This is a genomic window from Variovorax paradoxus, from assembly GCF_030811855.1.
GTDB classification, from domain to species: Bacteria; Pseudomonadota; Gammaproteobacteria; order Burkholderiales; family Burkholderiaceae_C; genus Variovorax; species Variovorax paradoxus_L.
Genome location: NZ_JAUSRN010000002.1, coordinates 545384 through 560839, shown reverse-complemented (window position 1 = coordinate 560839; position 15456 = coordinate 545384). Strand labels below are relative to the sequence as shown.

General features: G+C 64.6%; 17 protein-coding genes. 7 read left to right on the top strand and 10 right to left on the bottom strand.

What is annotated here, in order from left to right:
* Positions 1 to 2: 2 nt before the first annotated feature.
* From J2X92_RS07425 to J2X92_RS07395, 7 genes are all read right to left on the bottom strand, one after another.
* Positions 3 to 719 carry a helix-turn-helix transcriptional regulator gene (locus J2X92_RS07425; protein WP_307574585.1) on the bottom strand — a complete coding sequence of 239 codons (717 nt, stop codon included), beginning with the start codon at positions 717 to 719 and terminating at the stop codon, positions 3 to 5.
* 55 nt (positions 720 to 774) lie between these two features.
* Entirely contained in the window at positions 775 to 1227 is a 453-nt protein-coding gene (locus J2X92_RS07420) for a GyrI-like domain-containing protein (protein WP_307574584.1), read from the bottom strand.
* 40 nt (positions 1228 to 1267) lie between these two features.
* Positions 1268 to 1717 (bottom strand): EVE domain-containing protein, encoded by a 450-nt coding sequence (locus tag J2X92_RS07415; protein ID WP_307574582.1) that lies wholly within the window; start codon positions 1715 to 1717, stop codon positions 1268 to 1270.
* A gap of 6 nt (positions 1718 to 1723) precedes the next feature.
* Positions 1724 to 2095, bottom strand: a complete 372-nt coding sequence (locus tag J2X92_RS07410; RefSeq protein ID WP_307574581.1) for a VOC family protein — start codon at positions 2093 to 2095, stop codon at positions 1724 to 1726.
* Positions 2096 to 2247: 152 nt separating this feature from the next.
* Positions 2248 to 4047 carry a PhoH family protein gene (locus J2X92_RS07405; RefSeq protein ID WP_307574579.1) on the bottom strand — a complete coding sequence of 600 codons (1800 nt, stop codon included), beginning with the start codon at positions 4045 to 4047 and terminating at the stop codon, positions 2248 to 2250.
* Between the two features lie 211 nt (positions 4048 to 4258).
* Complete coding sequence (locus J2X92_RS07400; RefSeq protein ID WP_007830801.1) at positions 4259 to 4735, bottom strand: peroxiredoxin; 477 nt, start codon at positions 4733 to 4735, stop codon at positions 4259 to 4261.
* A gap of 136 nt (positions 4736 to 4871) precedes the next feature.
* A complete protein-coding gene (locus J2X92_RS07395) occupies positions 4872 to 5255 on the bottom strand; it encodes an Mth938-like domain-containing protein (RefSeq protein ID WP_307574578.1) in 384 nt (127 codons plus the stop codon).
* Between the two features lie 100 nt (positions 5256 to 5355).
* Here J2X92_RS07395 and J2X92_RS07390 point away from each other — a divergent pair, with 100 nt between their 5' ends.
* The 6 genes from J2X92_RS07390 to moaD all read left to right on the top strand — a co-directional run bounded on the left by J2X92_RS07390 (position 5356) and on the right by moaD (position 11538).
* The gene (locus J2X92_RS07390) at positions 5356 to 6588 is read left to right on the top strand and encodes a pyridoxal phosphate-dependent aminotransferase (RefSeq protein ID WP_307574577.1); all 1233 of its coding nucleotides are present in this window, start codon (positions 5356 to 5358) and stop codon (positions 6586 to 6588) included.
* Between the two features lie 25 nt (positions 6589 to 6613).
* Positions 6614 to 7936: a homoserine dehydrogenase gene (locus J2X92_RS07385; protein WP_307574575.1), complete on the top strand. Its 1323-nt coding sequence runs from the start codon at positions 6614 to 6616 to the stop codon at positions 7934 to 7936.
* A gap of 20 nt (positions 7937 to 7956) precedes the next feature.
* A complete protein-coding gene (gene thrC / locus J2X92_RS07380; protein ID WP_307574573.1) occupies positions 7957 to 9372 on the top strand; it encodes a threonine synthase in 1416 nt (471 codons plus the stop codon).
* A gap of 89 nt (positions 9373 to 9461) precedes the next feature.
* On the top strand, positions 9462 to 10007 hold the full coding sequence (gene mobB, locus J2X92_RS07375) for a molybdopterin-guanine dinucleotide biosynthesis protein B (protein ID WP_307574572.1): 546 nt from the start codon (positions 9462 to 9464) through the stop codon (positions 10005 to 10007).
* Complete coding sequence (locus J2X92_RS07370) at positions 10000 to 11277, top strand: molybdopterin molybdotransferase MoeA (RefSeq protein ID WP_307574570.1); 1278 nt, start codon at positions 10000 to 10002, stop codon at positions 11275 to 11277. The genes mobB and J2X92_RS07370 overlap by 8 nt, the downstream gene beginning before the upstream one ends.
* Positions 11278 to 11286: 9 nt before the next feature.
* Positions 11287 to 11538 (top strand): molybdopterin converting factor subunit 1, encoded by a 252-nt coding sequence (gene moaD / locus J2X92_RS07365; protein ID WP_307574569.1) that lies wholly within the window; start codon positions 11287 to 11289, stop codon positions 11536 to 11538.
* Here moaD and J2X92_RS07360 read toward each other — a convergent pair.
* Positions 11525 to 12421 carry a 4-hydroxy-tetrahydrodipicolinate synthase family protein gene (locus tag J2X92_RS07360; RefSeq protein ID WP_307574567.1) on the bottom strand — a complete coding sequence of 299 codons (897 nt, stop codon included), beginning with the start codon at positions 12419 to 12421 and terminating at the stop codon, positions 11525 to 11527. The genes moaD and J2X92_RS07360 overlap by 14 nt on opposite strands.
* Before the next feature lie 254 nt (positions 12422 to 12675).
* Here J2X92_RS07360 and J2X92_RS07355 point away from each other — a divergent pair, with 254 nt between their 5' ends.
* Complete coding sequence (locus J2X92_RS07355) at positions 12676 to 13152, top strand: molybdenum cofactor biosynthesis protein MoaE (RefSeq protein WP_307574565.1); 477 nt, start codon at positions 12676 to 12678, stop codon at positions 13150 to 13152.
* 111 nt (positions 13153 to 13263) lie between these two features.
* On the opposite strand, the gene J2X92_RS07350 is transcribed toward J2X92_RS07355, so the two are convergent.
* Both J2X92_RS07350 and J2X92_RS07345 read right to left on the bottom strand, forming a co-directional pair.
* A complete protein-coding gene (locus tag J2X92_RS07350; protein ID WP_307574564.1) occupies positions 13264 to 13806 on the bottom strand; it encodes a hypothetical protein in 543 nt (180 codons plus the stop codon).
* Between the two features lie 54 nt (positions 13807 to 13860).
* Positions 13861 to 15444, bottom strand: coding sequence for a hypothetical protein (locus J2X92_RS07345; RefSeq protein ID WP_307574562.1), 1584 nt, complete (start codon positions 15442 to 15444; stop codon positions 13861 to 13863).
* Positions 15445 to 15456: the final 12 nt, after the last annotated feature.

Below are 15456 nucleotides of genomic sequence, written 5' to 3'. Positions count from 1 at the left end.
GTTTATTGCTGCTGCTGTTCGAGCCGCTTCGCTTCCGCCGAACGGGCCTTCACCTGGCGCAGCATGTCGGCCAGCGTCTTGCCCGCTTCGTCGCGAAAGCGGTCCGGCAGCACCTCCACTGCGTCCATGCGGTCGATGCGAAAACCGCGAAAGTCGCTGCGCAGTTCGCACCAGGTCGAAAGCGTCCAGACTTTGCCCCAATAGAAGCAGCCGAGCGGGCGCACGGTTCGCTCACTGGCGTCGCCTGACACGTCGTGGTAGCTGAGCCGCAGCTTCTGGCGTGCCTCGACGGCTTCGCGCAAGGTCTGCAGCCGATTTCGCATGGTGTCGTCCAGGCCCAGCGCCGGCGCATAGAGCGCCAGTGCTTCTGCCGAGACGCGGGCCGCCGCAGGTAGCACCGAGAGGATCTTGCCCAACCCTGTTTCGATGTTGCGTGCCAGCGCTGGATCGACCCAGCTCTGAGCGAGCCGCGCCGCCGCCACGAGCGCGGAAGCCTCTTCCTGCGTGAACATCAACGGCGGCAGCTCGAAGCCTGCGCCCAGCCTGTAGCCCACACCGGCTTCGCCTTCGATCGGCACGCCCTGGTGCTGGAGGTCCGCCACGTCGCGGTACACCGTGCGCTCCGAAACCTCGAGGCGCTGCGCGAGGAAGGCGGCCGTGGTGAGCCGGCGGCCGCGGATCAACTGCACGAGCTGAAACAGACGGTCGGCGCGGCGCATCAGCGCGGTCCTTCAGGTTGAGGGGCGCGCCCGTCGGGCCAACCCTGGCATGTACTCATGAAACTCCGATATGGATCGCCACCTTGTCCGGACCTTCGTAGGCTTCGAAATCGCTGCGATAGCGGCGCGTGATTGTCGGATGCGCGTCGAAATACTGCCAGATGCGCTGCCAGGTATCGATCACCATGTGCGGCATTTCGCCCTGGCCCGCAAAGACGAGGTAGTCGCCGGCCTCGATGGCCGCTGCTTCGCCTGCTGCATGCGACACGGCCACGCCGACGGTCAGGTCGAATGCGCCATCGACGTTCGATTCATAGCCGGAGTAGACGCCGAAGATGCGGGCGTCGCTGGTGCGATGCGGCATCCACCGGTAGGTCTCTTCTGCGAAGAAGCGATTCCACAGGCCTCCAATGCGGGCCGTTGCGGGATCGTTTTCTTCGCGATTGGTGGTGCGGGCCGTGAGGCCCGCAACGTGGAAAGCGCCGTGGTGCCGGCGAACGGGTTCCATCTGCTTTTTTCTCCTGCGTAGGTGGCGTCAGCGGGGTCGGTCAGAGTGCGAGCGCCTTCAGTTCGCACTTCATCGCTTGGGCGATCAGCGCCATGTCGGCGTCACTGACGTCGAACATGCCGAAGCGAAATTTGTAGCCCCACTGCTTGGGGTTCTCGATGAAGGCGAGCCGTTCGATGAGGGGAGCGATCGGCGCCTCGTGCGCGGCCGCATAGGCCACGTCGCGGCGCCAGGGGACAAAGCCCCCGCCGATATCGAATTCGTAGGGTTCGCCCGGCTGCACGATGCCGATCGACACGAAGCTCTGCAGCTTGTCCGTGCCGCCGAACACTGTGGCCGGCGCGTAGTAGGCCACGCGGTCGCCCGCCGCGACGCGCTTGAGCGGCCCCAGCTTGCCATGGCCGACCTGCATGAAGCCGACCGGCCGGTGGTCGCGTCCGCGCCGGGCATGCTCGGCGCTGGCAACGGCGATCCAGTTGCGCTGTGCCATTGCGGCTCAGGCCAGGGCGTGAAGGCCGACTTCGTTGCCTTCGGTGTCCCGCAGATGGGCGATGAAGCCCATGCCCGGCGGCAGTGCGGACTTGGGAGCTACGATCTGGCCGCCGGCGGCCTCCACTCGCTCGAGCACCGCGTCGATGCTCGGCATGCAGTCAAGGTAGATGCGGATGCCGCTTCCCGCGCGAGCGCTGGCGTTCGCGCCGGCCTGCAGCGCACCGCCGGCGGCGGGTTTTTCGTAGGGAAACACGGCCAGCGTCTCGCTGCCGAAGCTTTCGCGGCGCAGCTTGCGGCCCAGCACGGTTTCATAGAAGGCTTGGGCGCGGTCCATGTCGGCTACGGGAATCTCGAACCAGCTGATTGCGTTTTGCATGAGGACTCTCTTTCGTTTGTTGTGTTGAAGGAGCCTCGATGGTGCGGACCGCCTCCTGACAACGTCTTGTCAGGAGCCTGTCACCGCCGCCAAAGAAAAAGCCCGCGATGCTCTTCAAGAGCATGCGCGGGCCTGATCGGATCGTAGGAAGACTAGAGCACGTCGCTTGCGAAGTCCGCCAGCCGCGAGCGTTCGCCGCGCGCCAGTGTGATGTGCCCGCCGTGCGGCCAGCCCTTGAACTTGTCCACCGCAAAGGTGAGGCCCGAGGAGCCTTCGGTGAGGTAGGGCGTGTCGATCTGAGCGAGGTTGCCCATGCAGATGATCTTGGTGCCCGGGCCGGCCCGGGTGATCAGCGTCTTCATCTGCTTGGGCGTCAGGTTCTGCGCTTCGTCGATGATCACGTATTTGTTGAGGAAGGTGCGCCCGCGCATGAAGTTCATGCTCTTGACCTTGATGCGGCTGCGGATCAGCTCGTTGGTGGCCGCGCGGCCCCACTCGCCGGCGCCGCCGCCGTCGCCCTTGGCCAGGAACTCGAGGTTGTCGTCGAGGGCGCCCATCCAGGGGCCCATTTTTTCTTCCTCGGTACCCGGCAGAAAGCCGATGTCCTCGCCCACGCTTACCGTCGCGCGGGTCATGATGATCTCGGTGTAGCGGCGGTCGTCGAGCACCTGCGTCAGGCCCGAGGCCAGCGCCATCAGCGTCTTGCCGGTGCCGGCGGTGCCCGTCAGCGTGACGAAGTCGACTTCGGGGTCCATGAGCAGGTTCATCGCGAAGTTCTGCTCGCGGTTGCGCGTGTTCACGCCCCACACCGCGTTCTTGCCCGAGCTGTAGTCTTTCAGGGTCTTGAAGACTGCGGTCTTGTCGCGGATTTCGGTGACGCGCGCATACATGCTCGGCTCGCCCGGCGCCTCGAAGTAGACGAACTGGTTGATGTACAGGTTGGGCACCAGCGGCCCGCTGACGCGATAGAAGGTGTTGCTGCCGCTTTGCCAGCTCTCGACCGTCTTGCTCTGGCGAGTCCAGAAATCGGGCGGCAGCGCGAGCGAACCTGCGTAGAGCAGGTCGCCGTCTTCCAGCGTCTTGTCGTTCTGGTAGTCGTCGGCTGCAAGGCCGAGGGCGCGCGCCTTGACGCGCATGTTGATGTCTTTGGACACCAGCACCACTTCCTGCTTCGGGCGGCCGGGCTGGTCCTTGGCGTAGACATCGCGCAGCGCCTGCACAACGCCCAGGATCTGGTTGTCGGCCTTGCCCTGGGGCAGGCTGACCGGCAGCGAATAGTCGAGCGGCGCCGTCTGGAAAAACAGCTTGCCGCCGGCCTCGCGATGGCCCGTGGTGTCCAGCTTCAGGCCCTTGGCGATATCAGCGTCCTGCGCCGCGGCCAGGGCATCGAGCGTGCGGCTGGTCTGGCGGCCGTTGCGCGCCACTTCGGTGGTGCCTTTCTTGTGGCCGTCCAGTTCTTCCAGCACGATCATCGGCAGGAAGATGTCGTGCTCTTCGAAGCGGAACAGGCACATCGGATCGTGCAGCAGCACGTTCGTGTCGAGCACGAAGAGTTTGGCCGGACCATTGGTTTTGGCGCGCTTGGCACGGGTTGGAACCTGTGGCGCCGCGGCTGGCAATGGCGGCGGCACATAGACGGCTGGCGGCGCCTCGGGCTCGCCGCGGGCGCCGGGCCTGTGGTCCTGATTGCGGTCCTGGTTGCGCTCGGCGCTGCGGGAGGGGGCGGGTTTCGACCTGCCGCGGGCCACGGGCGCGGCCTCGGTGCCGCCGCCTACCGCATCTGCGGCGCTGCGGTCGAACAGTTCAAGCGGCTGGGAGCCGCTCGATGAAGCCGAATCGGCGCGCGATTCGCCCGAGCGCCGCGAGCCCCTGTGGGAGGAGCGGGCGGGCGCATCGTGCGCATCCGGCGAGAGCAATGCGGCGCGTTTCGTGGGGGCGGGAGGCAGTGGCATGTGTCAGGTCGCTCGCAGGAAGTGGAAACCAGAAAACGAAAAAGCCGCCTGTAGACCAAGGCGGCTTTGTTCGGGGGATGCGGTCGTGGAGCTCAACGGCATGAGGCCATTATGCACACCCGCGGCGACGCGTCTCGCGCTCTTTGCACAGTCCGTTGGGCATTTCCCACGGGTTGAAGCAAAAGCGCACAGTCCGCGCTTGTTGTAACGGTCAGGCAGCCTTCTTGAGCGCCTTGACCGCCTTGAGCACGTCGTCGACGTGGCCGGGGACCTTGAGACCGCGCCATTCAGCCTTGAGGATGCCGTCAGCGCCGATCAGGAAGGTGCTGCGCTCGATGCCCTTGACCTTCTTGCCGTACATGATCTTGTTCTTGACCACGCCGAACATGTGGCACATTTTTTCTTCGGTATCGGCGATGAGTTCAAACGGGAGTTCGAGCTTGGCCTTGAACTCGTCGTGCGACTTCATGTTGTCGCGGGACACGCCGAACACCGTGGCACCGGCCTTTTCGAAGTCTTTGTAACGATCCCGAAACTGCATGGCTTCGGTCGTGCAACCCGGAGTGTTATCTTTCGGGTAAAAATACATGACCAGCACGTGGCCGAGATGCGAGGTATTCGAGACTTTCAGGCCACCCGTGGCGTTGGCGTCGAATTCAGGAATGGGTTTGTTGACAACGATCGCCATGAATCTTGTTTTCTCCGTTGGTTTCCATTGGATCGAGCGCTTTGAGGCACACTCGACGAGATGGAGGATTGGTCGTTGCTAACTGAGGGCAGCAGGCCTGTTCGCAACCCGGTATTTTACCCCGAAAAGCGCCCCCTCAGCCATTGCTGGGGGGTTCAACCAGCAGGGCGGCGATCACGTGGCGGCCTTCGCCGGCCAGGATGTTGTAGGTGCGGCAGGCTGCCGGGGTGTCCATGGTCTCCACGCCGGTGCGCTTGGCCATGAGGGGCTGCAGCCAGGCCGGCTGCGGAAACCGGATGCGGGATCCACTCCCGAAGATGACCAATTCGGCGCCCAGCGACGCAAGCTGGGCGAAATGCTCGGGCCCCAGCTGGTCGAACCGGGTGCAATTCCACTCGAAACGCTCGCCGCGCGAGCCCACCACCACGCTGCCCTCGACCTTTTCGTTGTTGATCGCGACCCACCCAGGGCCGTGGGCGGTGAGGGACTGGGCGTCGGATTTGTCAGGCTGGAGCTTCATCGGGGCACTGGGAACTGTGGTCAAATTATAGGTTTTCCCCAGTGACACGAGGCCTTCAAGGGCCTTTCGACATCGAGTAACCCGCGCCCGGGAGGGCCCTTTGAAGCAGTTCAAGAAATCGGCCAAGCTGGCCAACGTGCTCTACGACATCCGCGGCCCCATCATGGAGGCCGCCCAGCGGATGGAGGAAGAGGGCCAAAAGATCATCAGGCTCAACATCGGCAACCTTGCCGTATTCGGCTTCGATGCGCCCGAAGAGGTGCAGCAGGACATGATCCGCAACCTGCCGGGTTCGGCGGGTTATTCGGACAGCAAGGGCATCTTTGCGGCACGCAAGGCCGTGATGCACGAAACGCAGAAGCAGGGCATTGCCGGCGTCACGCTGGACGACATCTACCTGGGTAACGGCGCCAGCGAGCTGATCGCCATGGCCACCAACGCGCTCTTGAACGACGGCGACGAAATGCTGCTTCCGGCGCCGGACTATCCGCTGTGGACCGCGGTAACCAGCCTGTCGGGCGGCAAACCGGTGCACTACCTCTGCGACGAGGACAACGGCTGGATGCCCAACCTCGACGATATCCGCGCCAAGATCACACCGCGCACCAAGGGCATCGTGGTGATCAACCCGAACAATCCGACCGGCGCGCTCTATTCCGATGAACTGCTCAAGAGCATCGTGGCCATCGCGCGGGAACACCACCTGGTGATCTTTGCCGACGAGGTCTACGACAAGGTGCTGTACGACCACGCGAAGCACACCGCGATCGGGAGCCTTTCGACCGATGTGCTCACGCTCACCTTCAATTCGCTTTCCAAGAGCTACCGTTCGTGCGGCTATCGCGCGGGCTGGCTCGTGGTGTCGGGCGACAAGAAGCGCGCGGAAGACTACATCGAGGGCCTGAACATGCTCTCGAACATGCGCCTGTGCGCCAATGTGCCCGGGCAATGGGCCATCCAGACCGCCCTTGGCGGCTACCAGAGCATCAACGACCTGGTGGGTGACGGCGGCCGCTTGCGGCGCCAGCGCGACCTGGCCTATGAGCTGATCACGGCCATTCCGGGCGTGAGCTGCGTCAAGCCGAGCGCCGCGCTCTACATGTTCCCCAAGCTTGATCCGAATGTCTATCCGATCGCGGACGACCGGCAGTTCTTTCTCGATCTGCTGAAGGAAACCAAGGTGATGCTGGTGCAAGGCACCGGCTTCAACTGGGCCACGCCCGACCACTTTCGCATCGTGTTCCTGCCGCATGAGGAAGACCTGCGCGAAGCCATTCACCGTATTGCCAAGTTCCTGGAGCTGTATCGCTTGCGCAGCCAGAACGGCTCATGAAATCACCATCAACGCGAATCTCCCAATGAAACCCATCCAAGTAGGCTTGCTCGGCGCAGGCACGGTCGGCAGCGGCACCTTCAAGGTGCTGCTGCGCAACCAGGAAGAAATCAAGCGCCGCGCGGGCCGCGGCATCGAGATCACGATGGTGGCCGACCTCGACCAGGCCCGTGCGCGCGAAGTGGCGGGCGAGGGCGTGAAAGTGGTCAGCGATGCGCGCGCCGTCATAGCCAACCCGGATATCGACATCGTCATCGAACTCATCGGCGGCTACGGCATTGCGCGGCAACTGGTGCTCGAAGCCATTGCGGCCGGCAAGCACGTGGTCACGGCCAACAAGGCGCTGCTCGCCGTGCACGGCACCGAAATCTTCGCGGCCGCGCACGCCAAGGGCGTGATGGTGGCCTTCGAAGCCGCGGTGGCCGGCGGCATCCCGATCATCAAGGCGCTGCGCGAAGGCCTCACGGCCAACAGCATCCAGTGGCTGGCCGGCATCATCAACGGCACCACCAATTTCATCCTTTCGGAGATGCGCGACAAGGGCCTGGACTTCGCGACCGTGCTCAAGGAGGCACAGCGCCTGGGCTACGCCGAAGCCGACCCGACCTTCGACATCGAAGGGATCGACGCGGGCCACAAGGTCACGCTGATGAGCGCCATCGCCTTCGGCATTCCGGTGCAGTTCGACAAGGCGCACATCGAAGGCATCACCAAGCTCGCCGCGCAGGACATCAAGTACGCCGAACAGCTCGGCTACCGCATCAAGCTGCTTGGCATCACCAAGCGCACCGCGCAAGGCATCGAGCTGCGCGTGCATCCGTCGCTCGTGCCATCGAAACGGCTGCTCGCAAACGTCGAGGGCGCCATGAACGCCGTCGTCGTGCACGGCGATGCCGTGGGCACCACGCTGTACTACGGCAAGGGCGCGGGCAGCGAGCCGACCGCCAGCGCCGTGATTGCCGACCTCGTCGACATCACGCGCCTGCATACGGCCGACGCCGCACACCGCGTACCGCACCTGGCCTTCCACCCCGATGCCATGAGCGACCTGAAGGTGCTGCCGATGGCCGAAGTCGTCACCAGCTATTACCTGCGCCTGCGCGTGGCCGACCAGGCCGGCGTGCTGGCCAAGGTGACGGGTCTGCTGGCCACCGCCGGCATCAGCATCGACGCGGTGCTGCAGCGCGAAGCGGACGAAGTGGGCGGCGAAGGCTCCACCCAGACCGATCTGATCATCCTCACGCACGACGCGCGAGAAGGCACCGTGAACGACGTGCTCGCCGAACTGCAGGCCCTGCCCACCGTGCTGCAGCCGATCGTGCGCATCCGCAAGGAAGAGCTGTCCTGAAGGCGGCGCAAGAGAACACCGTGAACTACCTGAGCACCCGCGGCCACCCTGACCGCAAGCGTTTCTGCGAAATCTTGCTTGAAGGCCTTGCGCCCGATGGCGGGCTCTATCTGCCCGATGAGTATCCGCAGATCGACACCGCCACGCTCGCGAAGTGGCGCAAGCTGCCGTATGCAGAGCTGGCTTTCGAGATTCTCTCGCTCTACATTGACGACATTCCGCCGGCCGACCTGAAGGCGATCTGCGCCAAGACCTACACGCCCGAGGTGTTCGGCACCGAAGAGATCGTGCCGCTGCGCGAGCTCGAAGACGGCGTGTACCTGGAAGCCTTGTCCAACGGCCCCACGCTGGCCTTCAAGGACATGGCGATGCAGCTCCTGGGCAACCTGTTCGAGTACGAACTGGCCCGCCGCGGCGCGGAGCTGAACATTCTGGGCGCTACCAGCGGCGACACCGGCAGCGCCGCCGAATACGCCATGCGCGGAAAAAAGGGTGTGCGCGTCTTCATGACCTCGCCGGACGGCCGCATGAGCCCGTTCCAGCAGGCGCAGATGTTCAGCCTGCAGGACGAGAACATCCACAATATCGCCATCACCGGCGTGTTCGATGATTGCCAAGACATCGTCAAGGCGGTGTCGAACGACCTCGGCTTCAAGCGCAAGTACCGTATCGGCACGGTCAACTCGATCAACTGGGCGCGCCTGCTCGCGCAAGTCGTCTATTACTTCGCCGGCTATTTCCAGGCTACGGCCAGCAACGACAAACCGGCGAGCTTCACCGTGCCGTCGGGCAACTTCGGCAACGTTTGCGCCGGCCACGTGGCGCGCATGATGGGCCTGCCCATTCAGACGCTGGTGGTCGCCACCAACGAGAACGACGTGCTCGACGAGTTCTTCCGCACCGGCATCTACCGCGTTCGCGCGGCGGCCGATACGCATGAAACCTCGAGTCCTTCGATGGACATCAGCAAGGCCAGCAACTTCGAGCGCTTCGTGTTCGACCTGGTGGGCCGCGATGCCGCCAAGCTGCGCTCGCTGTTCGTGGACGAGCTGGGCGGCCAGGGCCGTTTCGATCTGAGCGGCGATCCTGCCTTCAAGCAAGCCGCGGAGCGCTTCGGTTTCAAGAGCAGCCGCAGCACCCACGCTGACCGGCTGGCCACCATCCGCGACACCGACAAGCGCTTTGCCACCTTGGTCGATCCGCACACGGCCGACGGTCTCAAGGCCGCGCGGGAACACCTCGCGCCCGGCGTGCCGATGGTGGTGCTGGAAACCGCGCTGCCGATCAAGTTTGCAGCCACGCTGGTGGAGGCGCTCGGCCACGAGCCCGCGCGGCCGGCCAGGTTCGAAGGCATCGAGGCACTGCCCAAGCGGGTCGTCAAGCTTCCGGCCGATGCAGAGGCCGTGAAGGCCTATATCGCCCAGAACTGTGATTGACCTTTGTCGCACGCCGTGCATGGCGGCGGCTGCCTCGCAACTGCATCTGCATTCGGCTGCCGCGTAGACGGCAGCCACAGGAACTCGACATGAAGGTGATCGGCTTTTCCGGGTATTCGGGTTCAGGCAAGACCACGCTGGTCGAGCGCCTGATTCCGGTGCTCAAGCTCCATGGCCAGCGCGTGTCGGTGGTCAAGCATGCGCACCACAAGTTCGACATCGATCATCCGGGCAAGGACACCTACCGCCACCGCGAGGCCGGGGCCTTCGAGGTGGTGGTGGCATCGGACAAGCGGCTCGCGCTGATCCGCGAATTCGAACAGCCCGCGCAGCTGACAGTGCACGACCTCATTGCAGAGCTCCATGATGGCGTCGACTGGGTTCTGGTCGAAGGCTTCAAGCACAGCGACCTGCTCAAGATCGAAGTCTGGCGCGCCCCCGAGGCAGGCCAGGCGCCCCGGCCTTCGAAGTACATCGACGATGCCTTCGTGACCGCCATTGCCACCAACGCGCCCGAAGGACTGCCGGCGCCCACCAACCTTCCCTTGTTCGACCTCGACGACATCGAGGGCATCGCGCAGTGGTTGATCGACAGCGGCAGCCGCTTCGAATACAACCCCGAACACCATGGCTGATTCTGCTGTTCTTTCGCGCCCCTCGCTGATGGCGCTCGACGAAGCGCTGGCAAGCCTGCTCGAGAAGGCGCAGCCCAGGCTGCCCGCCGAAAGCGTCGCCACCTTCGACGCAGATGGCCGCGTGCTTGCGCAAGACCTCGTGTCCGCGCTCACCGTGCCGCCGCGCGACAACAGCTCGATGGACGGCTATGCAGTGCGCGTTGCCGATTGCGCCGCTCCCGGTGCGGTGCTCCAGGTGGCGCAGCGCATTCCTGCCGGCACCGTCGGCACGCCGCTCGCGGCCCGCACCGCGGCACGCATCTTCACCGGCGCGCAGATCCCCGAAGGCGCGGACGCCATCGTGATGCAAGAAGACGCGCAGGCGCTGCCGCAGGAAGGCACTCTGGGCGCCGTGCGCATCGAAACCGTTCCCGCAGCCGGCCAGTGGATTCGCCGTGCGGGCGAAGACGTGGCGTCCGGCGACGTGGTGCTGCGCAAGGGTGATCGGCTGACGCCCGCGGCGCTGGGCCTCGCGGCCAGCGTAGGTTTCGACCGGCTCCAGGTGGCACGGCGGCCCCGTGTGGCGTTGCTCTCCACCGGCGACGAATTGGTGATGCCCGGCGAGGTCGCGCCCGAGGCCATGAAGCCCGGCGCGATCTACAACTCCAACCGCTTCTTCATGCGCGCTTTGCTTCACCGGCTCGGCTGCGAGGTGAACGACCTCGGCATCGTTCCGGACAAGCGCGAGGCCACCATCGAGGCGCTGCTTGGTGCGGCCGCGAACAGCGATCTGATCATCACCACCGGCGGCGTGTCGGTAGGGGAAGAAGACCACATCAAGGCGGCCGTGCAGACGCTCGGCGAACTGAAGTTGTGGTCGCTCTCGATGAAGCCCGGCAAGCCTTTCGCCTATGGCTCTATTCCGAGAGCCGGCGGCGAAGCGCAAGGCCGCTGCCACGTCACAGGGCTCCCCGGAAATCCTGTATCGAGTTTCCTGACCTTTCTGCTGCTCGTTCGCCCCTTCCTGTTAACGCTGCAGGGCGCCACGCGCGTGGCACCCGAGCCCGTGCAGATGCGTGCCGATTTCGACTGGCCGCGCGCCGACAAGCGTCGCGAGTTCTTGCGCGCGCGGCGCAATGCCGCAGGTGGGCTCGACCTGTTCACCAACCAGAGCTCGGGCGTGCTGACGTCGATGGTCTGGGGCGATGGCGTCATCGACAACCCGCCAGGCCAGACCATCAAGGCCGGCGACACGGTGAAGTTCATTCCATTGGCCTCGCTGCTGGCCTGAGGCGCATCCATGAAGGTCCAGATCCGTTACTTCGCCTCGGTGCGCGAGGCGCTCGACACCAGCAGTGAAACCGTCGACACCGGCGCCGCCACGCTGGCCGCATTGCGCGACGAACTCATCGCCCGCGGCGGCGCGTACGCCACGGCACTGGCGCGCGGCAAGGCCGTGCGCATGGCGCTCGACCAGGCCATGAGCGACGAGGCGGCCGCGCTGCGCGAAGGCTGCGAGGTCGCCTTCTTCCCACCCGTTACGGGCGGCTGAGCCGGGCGTCCAGCGCCACCAGGCGCTCGCGCAATGCATCGGATGCGCGGGTCATCGGCGAGCGCAGTTCGTCGCTCATCGATCCGTCGTGCGCCAACAGCGCCTTGAGCGGCCCGGGGTTTGGTTCGGCAAACAGCATCTCGATCAACGGCTGCAGCGGCTGCCATTCGGCGCGCGCTTCCGCGAGCCGGTTTTCGGCCAGGAGGCGCAGCACCTGCACAAAGCGCCGCGTTTGCACATGCCCGCTCGCCGCGATGGCGCCCACGCCGCCTTCGGCCACGGTGCTGAAGATCTGGTGGTCTTCGCCGGACAGCACCTGGAGCCTGCCATCCGCAATCACGGCGCGTGTCTTGGCCATGTCGCCGCCGCAGTCCTTGATGCCGCGGATGCGCGGGTGCTCGGCGAGTGCCAGCAGTGTTTCGCGGGCAATGGTCGCGCCGGTGCGATAGGGAATGTCGTAGATCAGCACCGGCGCGGCGCTGGCGTCGGCAATGGCGCGGAACCATTCGAGCAGGCCGGCCTGCGATGGCCGGATGTAGTGCGGCGCGGGCACCTGCAGCCCCGCCAGGGGCCGTTCGGCGAGCCGCCGTACCCAAGCTGTTGTCTTGCCCAGGTGGTACCCCGACAGACCCATGATGATCGGCAGCCCTTCGGCGGCAGCTTGCACCGTGTCGAGTGCGGCCAGCTGTTCCGCTTCATCGAGCGCTGCGGCTTCGCCTGTCGAGGCGCAGACCACGAAACCGGCCACGCCGTCATCGGCGAGCCGGTGTGTCAGCGCCGACAGCGCCGCATGGTCGACGGCGCCGCCGCGAAACGGCGTGACAAGAGGAATCCAGAGGCCCGAGAAATCAGGGCGGGAGGAGGGGTGAGATGGTTGCGGCACGCGAGGCTTCCTTACGGGAATCGACCGATGGAAAAGAACCGTCGTTCGATGCGCGCGCAACCCAAATCGGGGCCAAGGCCTTTGCAGGTTCCGTCGCTCATCCGACGACGGAACCGCGGCTCCGGTCAGACGAGCTTTGGTTTTTTGGCTTTGCTGCCCTGGCGCGCGCGGCTGCCTTCGAGGCGCAAAAGCACCGAAGAAAGCGTGGCGTGGCAAGGCATTGCCGAAGTCTAGCGCGGTGCCACAATCCCGGCATGAGCGATGCACGCGTTTCGATCCGGACAGCCGATTTCGACCTGGGACAGGAGGTCGCCGCGTTGCGTGCCGGCGACAAACGCGTGGGCGCGGTCTGCAGCTTCGTCGGCACCGTAAGAGATCGCAATGACGGCAGCGCCATCGCGTCGATGGAACTCGAGCACTACCCGGGCATGACCGAGAAGGCCATCGAGGCCATGATCGATGAAGCGCACCGGCGTTTCGACATCCTGGGCGCACGCGTGATCCACCGCGTGGGCCTGCTGCAGCCGCTCGACCAGATCATGATGGTGGCGGTGGTCTCGGCTCACCGCGGCCAGAGCTTCGAGGCCTGCGAGTTCCTGATGGACTACCTGAAGACGCAGGCGCCGTTCTGGAAAAAGGAACAGACGCCTGACGGCGCACGATGGGTGGATGCGCGGGTCGCCGATGACAAGGCGCTGGCGCGCTGGGGTATCGACGCCGGCAACGCCTGAATCGCAGCGAGCCTCCGGTGATCGGCGGTGCGCTGACACCGCCTTCGCCTTGCCTCACCCGCGTGCTGCCCGTGTCTCCTTGACCTGCCGGCTAACGCCAACGTCAACGGTTCACCGGGACTCGACTGGAACATATTCGCCATAGCGCTGCCTATCTCTTCTACTCACCTTGGCGCACAAGCGGCCATCGCATAGCGTGACGTCTGCCTGGTTGTAGGCCCCCATCAGATCGGCGGACACCTGACTCTTGCGAATCTCTTCGTAGTAGTGCCAGGACAACCAGCCTCCGCCTGCCAGAAGGAGCGCCAGACTGCCCAGCGTGATACCGGCAACTTTCCAGATCAATTGCTTGTGCAGCGTTTCAGCGCGCAGTAGTTGTGTGGTGAGTGCAGTCGATGCTCGCTGCAACTGCTCGCCCGCCTCGCGCAAACGCTGTTCATAGGCGACGACGGGCCGCTCGATTCCGGATCGGATGCTGCCCATCACCTCGTCGGGAATGCGACGAAAGTGCTCATCGACCGACTGCCGCACCACTCCCGGCATCTGTTGCGCAAGGTGGCGCAACTGTCCGCTGGCGAGCTCGCAGTGACGGTCGAATTGCTCGACAAGTGCCGCAATCTTGCTGACCAAAACCATGCTTTTTTCTTCGTTCATTTCTTCCCCTTTTCGCTCCCGTTCCCGATCCGTTCAATGGCGATCTACTGGGTGTTACATGCGCATGACCGGGCCACTGACCTGCGCTGCTTGCTGCAGTTGGGCTTGATGCTGTGCGGCCAATTGCTCCTGTTGGTCTACGGCGGCAACGGCTTCGGCGCGCAGCTCGCGTCCGGGTGGTAGATCGGCCAAGGTCTGGGTCATCTTGCGGAAGGAAGCGTCGTCGCCCGACTGCGCGGCGGCAAGCATGCGGTCGAGATAGGCGGAGAAGTCGACTGTGGGCGAGAGTTCCGGCTGCGCCTGGGGTGTGCCGGAAGGCTGAACAGACTCCGGATCGCGTGGATCGCCGGCTTTTGCCCCGGGCGATCCTGTCGCGCCGGGAACCACCGGCACATGCTGATGGCTATTGGGCATGCCGGGCGGCGTGTTGGTGTGATCGAAACGATGCGGTGCCGGCGGCAACTGGCTGGTGTCGTTGTAGGGCTGCGGCGTGCCGGGGTTTTTTCCGATGGTGATGCCGTTCCGCTCCATCAGGTCTTCGCGCAGGCCCAGGCGAGACATGTCGACCTGCATGCTCGGCGCATGGCCGTTGATGGGCTGGGCGTAGGAGCGCTCCATATCGATAGCGCGCCCCACCGCATGGGCACCGTAGTAGTTGCGGTAGTCGGAATCTCCGTGAAAGCCAATGCCGGTGGTTTGGTTCTCCGGTACGCCGGGCGTCCCCTTGGGCGGCTTGTCGAAGTAGTACTGCCCCGCTGCGGCAATGTTGGCGGGGGTTTGAGACAGGGTGGCGTCGGGGTTGAAAGTCAGACCGGGGCGGGCTTGGGCGGAGTTGGGTGTCAATCCGAGTTCGACGAAATCTTTGACCCTGAAATTTCCAGTCCCCAGCATCTCACTGAGCCCTGCCATTGGATTGATTTGCTGACGTTGACTCAGCAATGCATTCCATCCCGCGATTTGCGCGCTGGCCTCATCCTCGCGCGAAGCCTGAGTCAGCTTGCCGATGGGACGCGTGTAGTCGTGCGCAAGGCTGTTGCTTTGGGCGATCTGCCGGGTCTCGGTGTTGAAAGACTGACTGGCCGCAGCCATGGCGGCGTGATTGAAAGCATGCTGGACTTCGTGGCCCAGCACAAAGGTCATGTCCGCCGAATTGAACTTGCCTGAAAGACTGGACGGCGGCAAGCTCATGGTCTTGGTGTCACCGCTGTAGGTGCCGCCTGCCACCGTCCCGCTGAGCGGCGCAAAGTGCTGCAAGGGCGCTTCCTGCCCCGGACCCGGCGGCATGACCGCCTTCTTCATCTCCTGCGCCAGCACCGGCGAGCCGTTGATGGTCGATTGCAGGTTGTTCACCATCTCCTGCGTGACCGGACGGCAGAGCTTACCGGCGGGGTCGTCGTAGTCGCCGTGGGCAAAGCGCAGCGACATGTCCTGCAGACGCAGCGCCGCGCTCAAGTCTGCACTGGCGGTTGTGCCGGTGGGCGCAAAACTGCTGGACGGCAGGGTCACGACGCCGGAAGCCTTGTCGTACGTGCCGGTCAGATTCGGTTGGGCACCAGCCTGCGACAGCGCAAAGCCCTTGAGGTCGCCGTCGGTAGCAGCCTGGTTTAAGTGCTCCTGCAATCGGGCATCGCTGGCCATGGCAGCACGCAG